Origin of the sequence: Escherichia sp. WS547, assembly GCF_046486065.1 — a bacterium.
Taxonomy (GTDB): domain Bacteria; phylum Pseudomonadota; class Gammaproteobacteria; order Enterobacterales; family Enterobacteriaceae; genus Escherichia; species Escherichia coli.
The window spans coordinates 1-14513 of sequence record NZ_JBJQMA010000013.1 but is presented as its reverse complement, the minus strand read 5'-3'; the positions used below and the strand labels follow the sequence as shown (position 1 = coordinate 14513).

Annotated in this window: 11 protein-coding genes, 1 tRNA gene, 1 other RNA gene and 1 pseudogene; 11 read left to right on the top strand and 3 right to left on the bottom strand. The window is 52.3% G+C overall.

The window, feature by feature from the left end; translation table 11 throughout:
- Positions 1–9: 9 nt before the first annotated feature.
- On the top strand, positions 10–2343 hold the full coding sequence (bisC, locus tag ACJHWK_RS13150) for a biotin sulfoxide reductase (protein WP_001521567.1): 2334 nt from the start codon (positions 10–12) through the stop codon (positions 2341–2343).
- Here the strand turns inward: bisC and ACJHWK_RS13145 are convergent.
- Positions 2312–2752, bottom strand: coding sequence for an N-acetyltransferase (locus ACJHWK_RS13145; RefSeq protein WP_000617470.1), 441 nt, complete (start codon positions 2750–2752; stop codon positions 2312–2314). The two genes, bisC and ACJHWK_RS13145, sit on opposite strands and share 32 nt — an antisense overlap.
- Positions 2749–3312, bottom strand: coding sequence for a DNA-3-methyladenine glycosylase I (gene tag / locus ACJHWK_RS13140; RefSeq protein ID WP_001521566.1), 564 nt, complete (start codon positions 3310–3312; stop codon positions 2749–2751). Before tag ends, ACJHWK_RS13145 begins: the two co-directional genes overlap by 4 nt.
- Before the next feature lie 157 nt (positions 3313–3469).
- Here tag and ACJHWK_RS13135 point away from each other — a divergent pair, with 157 nt between their 5' ends.
- The 10 genes from ACJHWK_RS13135 to dppF all read left to right on the top strand — a co-directional run bounded on the left by ACJHWK_RS13135 (position 3470) and on the right by dppF (position 14269).
- Positions 3470–4168, top strand: a complete 699-nt coding sequence (locus ACJHWK_RS13135) for an autotransporter outer membrane beta-barrel domain-containing protein (protein WP_000584467.1) — start codon at positions 3470–3472, stop codon at positions 4166–4168.
- 228 nt (positions 4169–4396) lie between these two features.
- A complete protein-coding gene (locus ACJHWK_RS13130) occupies positions 4397–5605 on the top strand; it encodes an MFS transporter (protein ID WP_000189022.1) in 1209 nt (402 codons plus the stop codon).
- 323 nt (positions 5606–5928) lie between these two features.
- Positions 5929–7620 (top strand): kdo(2)-lipid A phosphoethanolamine 7''-transferase, encoded by a 1692-nt coding sequence (gene eptB, locus ACJHWK_RS13125; RefSeq protein WP_001521564.1) that lies wholly within the window; start codon positions 5929–5931, stop codon positions 7618–7620.
- A 91-nt stretch (positions 7621–7711) separates the two neighbouring features.
- Positions 7712–7788 (top strand) — tRNA-Pro (locus ACJHWK_RS13120).
- Positions 7789–7820: 32 nt separating this feature from the next.
- Positions 7821–7956: non-coding RNA, RtT sRNA (locus tag ACJHWK_RS13115), on the top strand.
- 628 nt (positions 7957–8584) lie between these two features.
- On the top strand, positions 8585–10192 hold the full coding sequence (gene dppA, locus ACJHWK_RS13110; RefSeq protein ID WP_001222876.1) for a dipeptide ABC transporter substrate-binding protein DppA: 1608 nt from the start codon (positions 8585–8587) through the stop codon (positions 10190–10192).
- A 150-nt stretch (positions 10193–10342) separates the two neighbouring features.
- Positions 10343–11362 (top strand): dipeptide ABC transporter permease DppB, encoded by a 1020-nt coding sequence (dppB, locus tag ACJHWK_RS13105; RefSeq protein WP_000938855.1) that lies wholly within the window; start codon positions 10343–10345, stop codon positions 11360–11362.
- A gap of 9 nt (positions 11363–11371) precedes the next feature.
- A complete protein-coding gene (gene dppC, locus ACJHWK_RS13100; protein WP_000084677.1) occupies positions 11372–12274 on the top strand; it encodes a dipeptide ABC transporter permease DppC in 903 nt (300 codons plus the stop codon).
- Positions 12275–12284: 10 nt separating this feature from the next.
- On the top strand, positions 12285–13268 hold the full coding sequence (dppD, locus tag ACJHWK_RS13095) for a dipeptide ABC transporter ATP-binding protein (RefSeq protein WP_001196487.1): 984 nt from the start codon (positions 12285–12287) through the stop codon (positions 13266–13268).
- Positions 13265–14269, top strand: coding sequence for a dipeptide ABC transporter ATP-binding subunit DppF (dppF, locus tag ACJHWK_RS13090; RefSeq protein ID WP_000103574.1), 1005 nt, complete (start codon positions 13265–13267; stop codon positions 14267–14269). Before dppD ends, dppF begins: the two co-directional genes overlap by 4 nt.
- A gap of 29 nt (positions 14270–14298) precedes the next feature.
- On the opposite strand, the pseudogene ACJHWK_RS13085 reads toward dppF, so the two are convergent.
- Positions 14299–14403: pseudogene (locus ACJHWK_RS13085) on the bottom strand (hypothetical protein); the annotation flags it as partial.
- Positions 14404–14513 lie beyond the last annotated feature (110 nt).

Below are 14513 nucleotides of genomic sequence, written 5' to 3'. Positions count from 1 at the left end.
GTCTTCGGTTTGGCCAACTCATCCTCACGATATTCCGTTCTGACTGCCGCCCACTGGGGGCCCATGCTGGTTGAAACTGACGGCGAAACCGTGCTTAGCTCGCGTGGCGCGTTAACCACAGGAATGGAAAACTCCTTGCAGAGCGCGGTTCGCGACCAGGTTCACAGCAATACGCGGGTACGATTTCCAATGGTGCGCAAAGGCTTTCTTGCGTCACCGGAAAAACCGCAAGGCATTCGCGGGCAGGATGAATTTGTTCGTGTGAGTTGGGATGAGGCGCTGGAGCTTATTCACCAACAACATAAACGCATTCGTGAGGCTTATGGTCCGGCATCGATTTTTGCTGGTTCCTACGGCTGGCGTTCAAACGGCGTGCTGCATAAGGCCTCGACATTATTACAACGCTATATGGCGCTGGCAGGCGGTTATACCGGGCATCTGGGGGATTATTCGACCGGTGCAGCACAGGCGATCATGCCGTATGTCGTGGGGGGCAGCGAAGTTTATCAACAGCAAACCAGTTGGCCCCTGGTGCTGGAACATAGCGATGTCGTGGTGCTGTGGAGTGCTAATCCACTCAATACGCTGAAAATTGCGTGGAATGCATCCGATGAGCAGGGGCTTTCTTACTTTTCCGCACTGCGTGACAGCGGGAAAAAGCTGATCTGCATTGATCCAATGCGATCGGAAACCGTCGATTTCTTTGGCGATAAAATGGAGTGGGTGGCACCGCACATGGGCACCGATGTTGCGCTGATGCTGGGGATCGCCCATACGCTGGTGGAAAATGGTTGGCACGACGAAGCGTTTCTGGCGCGTTGCACCACCGGTTATGCCGTCTTCGCCTCTTATTTGCTGGGCGAGAGTGACGGAATAGCCAAAACCGCCGAATGGGCGGCAGGGATTTGTGGAGTTAACGCAGAGAAAATCCGCGAGCTGGCGGCTCTTTTCCACCAAAACACGACCATGCTGATGGCTGGCTGGGGAATGCAGCGTCAACAGTTTGGTGAGCAAAAACACTGGATGATCGTCACGCTGGCGGCAATGTTGGGGCAAATCGGCACACCCGGCGGCGGTTTTGGTCTTTCTTATCATTTTGCCAATGGTGGTAACCCCACGCGGCGTTCTGCGGTGCTCTCTTCCATGCAGGGCAGCTTGCCTGGCGGCACCGATGCGGTAGATAAAATCCCTGTTGCCCGCATTGTTGAAGCACTGGAAAACCCTGGTGGCGCATATCAACACAACGGTATGAACCGACATTTCCCGGATATTCGTTTTATCTGGTGGGCGGGCGGTGCCAACTTTACTCATCATCAGGATACCAATCGCCTGATCCGTGCCTGGCAAAAACCGAAGCTGGTGGTGATCTCTGAATGCTTCTGGACGGCTGCGGCGAAACACGCGGATATCGTTCTGCCTGCGACTACCTCTTTTGAGCGTAATGATCTCACCATGACCGGTGATTACAGTAATCAGCATCTGGTGCCGATGAAACAAGTGGTGCCGCCACGTTATGAAGCGCGTAATGATTTTGATGTCTTTGCCGAGTTGAGTGAACGTTGGGAGAAGGGCGGCTATGCGCGGTTTACGGAAGGAAAAAGTGAGCTGCAATGGCTGGAAACGTTTTATAACGTTGCCCGGCAGCGCGGGGCAAGCCAGCAGGTTGAATTGTCGCCATTTGCTGAGTTCTGGGAAGCCAACCAGTTAATTGAGATGCCGGAAAACCCGGACAGTGAGCGGTTTATTCGCTTCGCCGATTTTCGCCGCGATCCGCAGGCGCATCCATTAAAAACCGCCAGCGGTAAGATTGAAATATTCTCGCAGCGTATTGCCGATTATGGTTACCAGGATTGCCCTGGGCATCCGATGTGGCTGGAGCCGGATGAGTGGCAGGGCAATGCCGAACCAGAACAGTTGCAGGTACTTTCTGCTCATCCGGCACATCGTCTGCACAGCCAGCTGAATTACAGTTCTCTGCGCGAATTGTACGCGGTGGCAAATCGTGAGCCTGTCACCATTCATCCTGACGATGCCCAGGCGCGCGGCATACAAGATGGCGATATTGTTCGGTTGTGGAACGCACGCGGGCAAATTCTTGCCGGAGCGGTCATTAGCGAGGGAATTAAACCTGGCGTGATTTGTATTCATGAAGGGGCATGGCCGGATCTGGATTTAACCGCTGACGGTATTTGTAAAAACGGCGCGGTGAACGTTCTGACCAAAGATCTCCCCAGCTCGCGGCTGGGGAATGGCTGTGCGGGTAATACGGCACTGGCATGGCTGGAAAAATACAACGGTCCGGAACTGACACTTACAGCGTTTGAACCACCGGCCAGCTCATAATCCAGGTGGGTAGTTGGGTTTCATCCTGCCATGCGCAGTCGACAATGTGAAAACCCTGCGCATGGTAAAAATCTATCGCCGGTTGATTTTTTTGATAAACCTCCAGCATCAGATGGGGATGGCGCTGCTGCACATACTGCATTAGCGCCTTACCAATACCGCGTCTGACGGCCTTCGGTGCGACAAACATTGCAGCCAGAAATCGGCCTTCCATAATGCTGACAAAACCGAGAAGCTTACCGTCTTCTTCCCAGACCCAGTTTTGCGCGTTGGCAAGATAGGCATCCCGCACCAGCGGAATGCAATCACGCCAGTAATTCGCTTTTATAAAGGGATGCCCCCAGGTTGTACTTTCCAGCCACAGTTCGAGGATCGCGGGGAGTTCTGAACGTTGCGCTTCCCGAATCATGGTTTATTTCCCGGATAGCAACAACAGCCAACCACATGATCATTCACCAGCCCACATGCCTGCATAAAGGAGTAACAGATTGTGGTACCAACAAACTTAAAACCACGCTTTTTCAGGGCTTTAGATAGAGCGTCGGAGGCGGGCGTAGATGTAGGGATTTCGCTCAACGTTGTGGCTTGTGTCACCTGTGGTTGATGATTGACAAACGACCAGACAAAGTCGGCAAACGGTTCGCCGTTCTTTTCCATTTGCAGGTACGCCCGCGCATTACCAATAATTGCCTGAATTTTCCCGCGATGGCGGATAATCCCGGCGTCCTGTACCAGTCTTTCGACATCCTCTTCCTGCATTGCAGCCACCTTCACCGGATCGAACTGATGAAAGCTGGCGCGATAGTTTTCGCGTTTTTTGAGGACGGTGATCCACGATAATCCAGCCTGCTGCCCTTCAAGGCAGATCATTTCGAACAGTTTTTTACTGTCAGTTTCAGGCACGCCCCACTCATTATCATGGTAGGCAATATAAAGCGGGTCCTGACTCACCCAGCCGCAACGTTCCATACTTTCCCTCGCTATGTACCCGATCGTAAAAATTTCAGCCGCTTTTCTTGACGCATCGGTGAAAAAGTCAATATTTAATACAGGGCTACTATGCCCGATATCCTTCATACAATGACAATAATATTGCCGAATTCGGCTCTTCCCTGGAGTCGTGTTAATGATCATAAAAAAAAGCGGTGGTCGCTGGCAGCTAAGCCTGCTGGCGAGTGTGGTAATCAGTGCCTTTTTTCTCAACACAGCTTACGCCTGGCAACAAGAATATATCGTTGATACGCAACCCGGACATTCCACAGAGCGTTACACCTGGGATAGTGATCACCAACCTGATTACAACGATATTTTGTCGCAACGTATTCAAAGTAGCCAAAGGGCGCTGGGACTGGAAGTCAATCTGGCGGAAGAAACTCCTGTGGATGTGACCAGCAGTATGAGTATGGGCTGGAATTTTCCTTTATATGAGCAGGTTACAACCGGCCCGGTCGCGGCATTACATTACGATGGCACAACCACCTCGATGTATAACGAGTTTGGCGACAGTACTACCACGCTGGCCGATCCGTTATGGCATGCCAGCGTGAGTACCTTAGGCTGGCGTGTTGACTCCCGGCTTGGCGATCTCCGACCCTGGGCGCAAATCAGCTATAACCAGCAATTTGGCGAGAATATCTGGAAGGCGCAATCAGGCCTGAGCCGGATGACGGCGACAAACCAGAACGGCAACTGGCTGGATGTCACCGTAGGCGCTGATATGTTGCTCAATCAAAATATTGCTGCCTATGCTGCGCTATCTCAGGCAGAAAATACCACTAACAATAGCGACTATCTGTATACGATGGGGGTTAGTGCCAGATTTTAACGTTATAGATACAATTGAAACCATTGGATAACAACAGTTGTGGCGATAGTGGGTGCTAACTTACTAAATAATAAATTTGGTGAATAATTGTCGAGTCATTCATTCCTGAACTAATGCATTTCATTCCGTTCTGATGGCATTTCATGCCGTTTTTCCCCAGGCATAAAGTGCACTTCGTTATGGTTGTCAGCAGAGATTTTTCCTTTTTATTACTGCAGGAATACTGCCATGACACCTTCAAATTATCAGCGTACCCGCTGGTTGACACTCATCGGTACTATCATTACCCAGTTTGCGCTGGGGTCGGTTTATACCTGGAGCCTGTTTAACGGCGCGCTTTCTGCCAAGCTGGATGCGCCGGTAAGCCAGGTCGCTTTCTCTTTCGGCTTGTTAAGTCTGGGGCTGGCAATTTCATCTTCTGTTGCGGGGAAATTACAGGAACGTTTTGGCGTTAAACGCGTCACTATGGCTTCCGGCATTTTGCTGGGATTAGGCTTCTTCCTGACAGCGCATTCTGACAACCTGATGATGCTGTGGTTAAGCGCCGGTGTGCTGGTCGGTCTGGCGGATGGCGCGGGTTACCTGCTGACGCTCTCTAACTGCGTGAAGTGGTTTCCGGAGCGTAAAGGTCTGATCTCCGCGTTCGCTATCGGTTCTTATGGTCTGGGTAGCCTGGGTTTCAAATTTATCGACACGCAGCTGCTGGAAACGGTGGGTCTGGAAAAAACATTTGTGATTTGGGGAGCGATTGCGCTGGTGATGATTGTTTTCGGCGCAACGTTAATGAAAGACGCACCAAAACAGGAAGTGAAAACCAGCAATGGTGTCGTGGAAAAAGATTACACGCTGGCAGAGTCGATGCGTAAACCGCAGTACTGGATGTTAGCGGTAATGTTCCTGACTGCCTGCATGAGCGGCCTGTACGTGATTGGGGTAGCGAAAGATATCGCCCAAAGTCTGGCACACCTTGATGTGGTTTCCGCAGCCAATGCAGTCACTGTTATTTCCATCGCCAACCTTTCAGGTCGTCTGGTTCTGGGGATACTGTCTGACAAAATCGCCCGAATCCGTGTTATCACCATTGGTCAGGTGATTTCGCTGGTGGGTATGGCGGCCCTGCTGTTTGCACCATTGAATGCAGTGACGTTCTTTGCAGCGATTGCCTGCGTGGCGTTTAACTTTGGCGGCACTATCACGGTGTTCCCGTCACTGGTCAGTGAGTTCTTCGGCCTCAATAACCTGGCGAAAAACTACGGTGTGATTTATCTCGGTTTCGGTATCGGCAGCATTTGTGGGTCGATTATCGCCTCACTGTTTGGCGGCTTCTATGTGACCTTCTACGTGATTTTCGCCCTGCTGATTCTGTCACTGGCGCTCTCTACGACGATTCGTCAGCCAGAGCAGAAAATGTTGCGTGAGGCGCATGGCTCCCTTTAATCATCTGCCGCGAGCTACTGGGCTTTAGCCTTAGTGTGAATCAAACGCTTCAACGCAATGTATAAACAATGACGCGTAAAATTTGGGCCAGTTAACTGGCCCTTTTTACTGCTTTTTGTAACGCTAAAGTCTCTTTTCAAACTTGCATTTTTGTAAATTTGTGCTTCGTGCACACTCTTTCCCCACACTTTTTCCCTTTGCTGTGGTCTACTTATTCGCGCGTGTAGATTTTACTTATCTGACTACCTCCGCACTTTTCCCCTGCCTGGCCTGAAAAGCCATTAAGCAGGGTGTTATCACCTGTTTGTCCAGGGTTTGCTTGCATGAGATACATCAAATCGATTACACAGCAGAAGCTGAGCTTTTTGCTTGCAATCTATATTGGCCTTTTTATGAATGGCGCGGTTTTTTACCGCCGCTTCGGCAGCTATGCGCACGATTTTACCGTCTGGAAAGGCATTTCTGCTGTTGTTGAACTGGCCGCCACCGTACTGGTGACCTTCTTTTTACTACGTCTTCTTTCGCTGTTTGGCCGCCGCAGTTGGCGTATTCTGGCATCGCTGGTGGTGCTCTTTTCCGCCGGTGCCAGCTATTACATGACCTTCCTTAATGTGGTCATTGGTTATGGCATCATCGCTTCCGTCATGACCACCGATATCGACCTGTCAAAAGAAGTTGTTGGTCTGAACTTTATTCTCTGGTTAATCGCCGTTAGTGCATTGCCTCTTATCCTTATCTGGAATAACCGCTGTCGCTACACCTTGCTCCGACAACTGCGAACCCCAGGGCAGCGTATTCGCAGCCTGGCGGTCGTCGTACTGGCGGGTATTATGGTTTGGGCACCGATTCGTTTGCTGGATATCCAGCAGAAGAAAGTGGAGAGGGCGACCGGCGTTGATTTGCCGAGTTATGGCGGTGTCGTAGCGAACTCTTATCTGCCATCAAACTGGCTTTCTGCGTTGGGGCTGTATGCCTGGGCGCGGGTCGATGAATCTTCCGATAATAATTCATTGCTTAATCCGGCGAAGAAATTCACTTATCAGGCACCGCAAAACGTTGATGACACTTATGTCGTGTTTATCATTGGTGAAACCACGCGTTGGGATCATATGGGCATTTTCGGCTATGAACGCAATACCACACCGAAACTTGCTCAGGAGAAAAATCTGGCGGCGTTCCGTGGTTACTCCTGTGATACTGCAACCAAACTCTCACTGCGTTGCATGTTTGTACGTCAGGGTGGAGCAGAAGATAATCCGCAGCGCACATTAAAAGAACAGAACATTTTCGCGGTATTGAAGCAGTTAGGATTCAGTTCTGATCTCTACGCTATGCAAAGCGAAATGTGGTTCTACAGCAATACGATGGCGGACAACATTGCTTATCGTGAGCAGATTGGTGCGGAGCCACGTAACCGTGGCAAGCCGGTAGATGATATGTTGCTGGTAGACGAAATGCAGCAATCGCTGGGGCGCAACCCGGATGGTAAGCATCTGATCATTCTGCATACCAAAGGCTCACACTTTAACTACACCCAGCGTTACCCGCGCAGCTTTGCGCAGTGGAAGCCGGAATGTATTGGTGTTGATAGCGGCTGTACCAAAGCGCAGATGATCAACTCATACGACAACTCGGTGACCTATGTGGATCACTTTATCTCCAGCGTGATTGATCAGGTTCGCGATAAGAAAGCGATTGTGTTCTACGCAGCTGACCACGGTGAGTCAATTAATGAACGCGAGCACCTGCACGGCACGCCGCGTGAACTGGCACCGCCGGAGCAGTTCCGCGTGCCGATGATGGTCTGGATGTCAGATAAATATCTGGAAAATCCGGCCAATGCGCAGGCATTTGCGCAGCTGAAAAAAGAAGCCGACATGAAAGTGCCACGCCGTCATGTAGAGCTGTACGACACCATCATGGGTTGTCTTGGCTATACTTCACCGGATGGTGGAATTAACGAAAACAACAACTGGTGCCACATCCCGCAGGCAAGAGAGGCGGCGGCTAACTAAGAGGCCTGCTGACTTTCTCGCCGATCAAAAGGCATTTTGCTATTAAGGGATTGACGAGGGCGTATCTGCGCAGTAAGATGCGCCCCGCATTCGGTGATTGGCGCAGCCTGGTAGCGCACTTCGTTCGGGACGAAGGGGTCGGAGGTTCGAATCCTCTATCACCGACCAAATTCGAAATGCCTGCTCAGCGAGCAGGCTTTTTTGCATTTGTAGCTCATGAGGATGAGAACCTCCGGGGGCGGGGAGGTTCGACTCGAGCGAAGCGAGAGAACGTTGCGCCAGCAACGGCCCGCAGGGCGAGCCACGAAGTGGCGAGTAATCCTCTGGCACCGACCAAATTCGGCACCGCACTCATTGTGGGATACAGCGTATCCGTCTTATCCGATCTAAACGGCAACACTCCACACATTTCCCTGCCAAATTTGCGCCCCATATCTCACTATCCATTAACGGATTTGTGACAGAAACCATTGTCTTTTTTTATATTTGCTTAAATCTTTTTTTGCGTTACTTATGGCTGGCGCTGGCATTTTCCGCTGTGCGGTTTAGCGTTCATGGTATTAATCGCTCAGATATCCACCTTTTCATCAGATTTTTTTCACAAAATGCATAAAACTTAATCACCAATTGTTGCTAATTATTAAGCTGATTGTTCTGGTTATGTTGGAGTAGCACAAATTTCTCTGCTGCAAATAGTTGTTTGAAGTTTTTTTAATCTTTGTTTGTGGATTCTCACCGTTGGTGTAAATCCCGGTGGGCTGTATTGACGTTTTCACATTCTGTTGACAGATTGTAGGTCACGAGGGGCATTTTATGGAGGATCCGCACTGTAACACTGATGTTAATTAGTACGGCATCCCCACCTCATAACGTTGACCCGACCGGGCAAAAAACAAAAAAGGTCAGGCAGCGACAACCCACTGCAAAGGGTTAAAACAACAAACATCACAATTGGAGCAGAATAATGCGTATTTCCTTGAAAAAGTCAGGGATGCTGAAGCTTGGTCTCAGCCTGGTGGCTATGACCGTCGCAGCAAGTGTTCAGGCTAAAACTCTGGTTTATTGCTCAGAAGGATCTCCGGAAGGGTTTAACCCGCAGTTGTTTACCTCCGGTACTACCTATGACGCCTCTTCCGTGCCGCTTTATAACCGCCTGGTTGAATTTAAAATCGGCACCACCGAAGTGATTCCGGGCCTCGCTGAAAAGTGGGAAGTCAGCGAAGACGGAAAAACCTATACCTTCCATCTGCGTAAAGGTGTGAAGTGGCACGACAACAAAGAATTCAAACCGACGCGCGAACTGAACGCCGATGACGTGGTGTTCTCGTTCGATCGTCAGAAAAACGCGCAAAACCCGTACCATAAAGTCTCTGGCGGCAGCTACGAATACTTCGAAGGCATGGGCTTGCCGGAGCTGATCAGCGAAGTGAAAAAGGTGGACGACAACACCGTTCAGTTTGTGCTGACTCGACCGGAAGCGCCGTTCCTCGCTGACCTGGCAATGGACTTCGCCTCTATTCTGTCAAAAGAATATGCTGACGCGATGATGAAAGCCGGTACACCGGAAAAACTGGACCTCAACCCAATCGGTACCGGTCCGTTCCAGTTACAGCAGTATCAAAAAGATTCCCGTATCCGCTACAAAGCGTTTGATGGCTACTGGGGCACCAAACCGCAGATCGATACGCTGGTTTTCTCTATTACCCCTGATGCTTCCGTGCGTTACGCGAAATTGCAGAAGAATGAATGCCAGGTGATGCCGTACCCGAACCCGGCAGATATCGCTCGCATGAAGCAGGATAAATCCATCAACCTGATGGAAATGCCGGGGCTGAACGTCGGCTATCTTTCATATAACGTGCAGAAAAAACCACTCGATGATGTGAAAGTTCGCCAGGCTCTGACCTACGCGGTGAACAAAGACGCGATCATCAAAGCGGTTTATCAGGGCGCGGGCGTGGCAGCGAAAAACCTGATCCCGCCAACCATGTGGGGCTATAACGACGACGTTCAGGACTACACCTACGATCCCGAAAAAGCGAAAGCCTTGCTGAAAGAAGCGGGCCTGGAAAAAGGCTTCTCCATCGACCTGTGGGCAATGCCGGTACAACGTCCGTATAACCCGAACGCTCGCCGCATGGCGGAGATGATTCAGGCAGACTGGGCGAAAGTCGGCGTGCAGGCCAAAATTGTCACCTACGAATGGGGTGAGTACCTCAAGCGTGCGAAAGATGGCGAGCACCAGACGGTAATGATGGGCTGGACTGGCGATAATGGGGATCCGGATAACTTCTTCGCCACCCTGTTCAGCTGCGCCGCCTCTGAACAAGGCTCCAACTACTCAAAATGGTGCTACAAACCGTTTGAAGATCTGATTCAACCGGCGCGTGCTACCGACGACCATAACAAACGCGTTGAACTGTACAAGCAAGCGCAGGTGGTGATGCACGATCAGGCTCCGGCACTGATCATCGCTCACTCCACCGTGTTTGAACCGGTACGCAAAGAAGTTAAAGGCTATGTGGTTGATCCATTAGGCAAACATCACTTCGAAAACGTCTCTATCGAATAATTAAAAGCCATACCCGGTGGCGCTGTGCCTCTGCGTGCAGCGCCATCCGGCAGCAATACTTCATTCCCTGCCCGACCTGGGCGGGAATTGATTTGTGAGCAATACAGACACGCAGTTCCAGGCTGCGGGTCACTACAGAGAATCCGGGTTATGTTGCAGTTTATTCTCCGACGTTTGGGACTCGTCATCCCCACGTTTATCGGTATTACCCTTCTCACATTTGCCTTTGTCCACATGATCCCGGGCGATCCGGTGATGATCATGGCGGGCGAACGTGGGATCTCCCCAGAGCGTCACGCGCAGCTGCTGGCTGAACTCGGCTTAGATAAACCGATGTGGCAGCAGTATCTCCATTACATTTGGGGCGTAATGCACGGCGATTTAGGCATTTCGATGAAAAGCCGCATCCCGGTATGGGAAGAGTTCGTGCCGCGCTTTCAGGCCACGCTGGAACTTGGCGTCTGCGCGATGATTTTTGCTACGGCAGTCGGTATTCCGGTTGGTGTGCTGGCTGCGGTTAAACGCGGTTCCATTTTCGATCACACGGCGGTTGGCCTGGCGCTGACAGGTTATTCAATGCCTATCTTCTGGTGGGGCATGATGCTGATCATGCTGGTTTCGGTGCACTGGAACCTGACGCCCGTCTCCGGTCGCGTGAGCGACATGGTGTTCCTCGATGATTCCAATCCGTTAACCGGTTTTATGCTAATCGACACCGCCATCTGGGGTGAAGACGGTAACTTTATCGATGCCGTCGCCCATATGATCCTGCCCGCCATTGTGCTGGGTACTATCCCGCTGGCGGTCATTGTACGTATGACACGCTCCTCGATGCTGGAAGTGCTGGGTGAAGATTATATCCGCACCGCGCGCGCCAAAGGGTTGACCCGCATGCGGGTGATTATCGTCCATGCGCTGCGTAACGCGATGCTGCCGGTAGTGACCGTTATCGGCCTCCAGGTGGGAACATTGCTGGCGGGGGCGATTCTGACCGAAACCATCTTCTCGTGGCCCGGTCTGGGGCGCTGGTTGATTGACGCACTGCAACGCCGCGACTATCCGGTAGTGCAGGGCGGCGTATTGCTGGTGGCGACGATGATTATCCTCGTCAACTTGCTGGTCGATCTGCTGTACGGCGTGGTGAACCCGCGTATTCGTCATAAGAAGTAAGGGGACATCATGTCACAGGTTACTGAAAATAAAGTGATTAGCGCACCGGTGCCGATGACCCCGTTACAGGAGTTCTGGCACTATTTTAAACGCAACAAAGGCGCGGTCGTCGGGCTGGTTTACGTCGTCATCGTGCTGTTTATCGCGATCTTTGCCAACTGGATTGCACCCTATAACCCGGCGGAACAGTTCCGCGATGCACTGCTCGCCCCGCCAGCCTGGCAGGAAGGCGGCAGCATGGCGCACTTGCTGGGCACCGATGACGTAGGCCGTGATGTGCTGTCGCGTCTGATGTACGGTGCGCGATTGTCACTGCTGGTTGGCTGTCTGGTAGTTGTGTTATCGCTGATTATGGGCGTTATTCTCGGCCTGATCGCCGGTTACTTCGGAGGCCTGGTCGATAACATCATCATGCGCGTGGTCGATATCATGCTGGCGCTGCCAAGTTTGCTGTTGGCACTGGTGCTGGTGGCAATTTTCGGCCCGTCGATTGGTAACGCCGCGCTGGCATTGACCTTCGTTGCCTTGCCGCACTATGTGCGCTTAACCCGCGCCGCCGTGCTGGTGGAGGTGAATCGCGATTACGTTACCGCGTCTCGCGTGGCAGGTGCCGGGGCGATGCGTCAGATGTTTATTAACATCTTCCCGAACTGCCTTGCGCCTCTGATTGTTCAGGCGTCGCTCGGTTTCTCTAACGCCATTCTCGATATGGCTGCTCTTGGTTTCCTCGGCATGGGGGCGCAGCCGCCAACGCCGGAGTGGGGCACCATGCTCTCCGACGTGTTGCAGTTCGCGCAAAGCGCCTGGTGGGTCGTGACCTTCCCGGGTCTGGCGATCCTGCTGACGGTGCTGGCATTTAACCTGATGGGTGACGGTCTGCGTGACGCGCTCGATCCCAAACTGAAGCAGTAAGAGGTTCGAGATGGCGTTATTAAATGTAGATAAATTATCGGTGCATTTCGGCGACGAAAGCGCACCGTTCCGCGCCGTAGACCGCATCAGCTACAGCGTAAAACAGGGCGAAGTGGTCGGGATTGTGGGTGAGTCCGGCTCTGGTAAATCGGTCAGTTCGCTGGCGATTATGGGGCTGATTGATTATCCGGGCCGCGTAATGGCGGAAAAGCTGGAGTTTAACGGTCAGGATTTACAGCGTATCTCAGAAAAAGAGCGCCGCAACCTGGTGGGTGCCGAAGTGGCGATGATCTTCCAGGACCCGATGACCAGCCTTAACCCGTGCTACACCGTGGGTTTCCAGATTATGGAAGCGATTAAGGTGCATCAGGGCGGCAACAAAAGTACCCGCCGTCAGCGGGCGATTGACCTGCTGAATCAGGTCGGTATTCCCGATCCGGCATCGCGTCTGGATGTTTACCCGCATCAGCTTTCCGGCGGCATGAGCCAGCGCGTGATGATCGCCATGGCGATTGCCTGTCGACCAAAACTGCTGATTGCCGATGAGCCGACCACTGCGCTGGACGTGACCATTCAGGCGCAAATCATCGAACTGTTGCTGGAGCTACAGCAGAAAGAGAACATGGCGCTGGTGTTGATTACCCATGACCTGGCGCTGGTGGCGGAAGCGGCACATAAAATCATCGTGATGTATGCAGGCCAGGTGGTGGAAACGGGCGATGCCCACGCCATCTTCCATGCGCCGCGTCATCCATATACTCAGGCATTGCTGCGTGCGCTGCCGGAATTTGCTCAGGACAAAGAACGTCTGGCGTCGTTGCCAGGTGTTGTTCCCGGCAAGTATGACCGCCCGAACGGCTGCCTGCTTAACCCGCGCTGCCCCTATGCCACTGACAGATGTCGCGCTGAAGAACCGGCGCTGAATATGCTCTCTGACGGGCGTCAGTCCAAATGCCATTACCCACTTGATGATGCCGGGAGGCCGACACTATGAGTACGCATGAGGCCACCTCGCAACAACCGCTGTTGCAGGCTATCGACCTGAAAAAACATTATCCGGTGAAGAAAGGTATGTTCGCGCCGGAACGTCTGGTGAAGGCGCTGGACGGCGTTTCGTTTAACCTTGAACGTGGCAAAACGCTGGCAGTAGTAGGTGAATCTGGCTGCGGTAAATCGACCCTCGGTCGGTTGCTGACGATGATCGAAATGCCCACCGGTGGTGAGCTGTATTACCAGGGGCAGGATCTGCTCAAGCACGATCCGCAGGCGCAGAAGCTGCGTCGGCAGAAAATCCAGATTGTCTTCCAGAACCCTTACGGTTCGCTGAATCCACGTAAAAAAGTCGGGCAAATTCTTGAAGAGCCGCTGCTTATTAATACCAGCTTAAGCAAAGAACAGCGTCGGGAAAAAGCCCTGTCGATGATGGCGAAAGTCGGCCTGAAAACCGAACATTATGACCGCTATCCGCATATGTTCTCCGGCGGTCAGCGTCAGCGTATCGCCATTGCCCGTGGTCTGATGCTCGACCCGGATGTGGTGATTGCCGATGAACCGGTTTCCGCGCTGGACGTTTCAGTGCGTGCGCAGGTGCTGAATCTGATGATGGATTTGCAGCAGGAGTTGGGGCTGTCTTATGTCTTTATCTCGCACGACCTGTCAGTGGTTGAGCACATTGCCGATGAAGTGATGGTGATGTACCTGGGCCGCTGCGTGGAGAAGGGAACGAAGGACCAAATCTTCAATAACCCGCGTCATCCGTACACTCAGGCGCTACTCTCCGCGACGCCGCGCCTGAACCCGGACGATCGCCGCGAGCGCATCAAGCTCACCGGTGAACTGCCAAGCCCGCTCAATCCACCGCCGGGCTGCGCGTTTAACGCCCGCTGTCGTCGGCGCTTCGGCCCCTGCACTCAGTTGCAGCCGCAGCTAAAAGACTACGGCGGTCAACTGGTAGCTTGTTTTGCTGTTGATCAGGATGAAAATCCGCAGCGTTAACTCACAAAACCGGGGCCATGCGCTCCGGTTTACTCAATAAGCTTCAACAGTGGCGACAAGCATAACAAAATGCCGTACAGCAGAATCAGCCAGGCTTTAAACCCGCGAAGTTTTTCCAGTTGTGCGACTTTATGGAAGGTGCGAACAAGTCCCTGATATGAGATCATGTTTGTCATCTGGAGCCATGGAACAGGGTTCATCATGAGTCATCAACTTACCTTCGCCGACAGTGAATTCAGCAGTA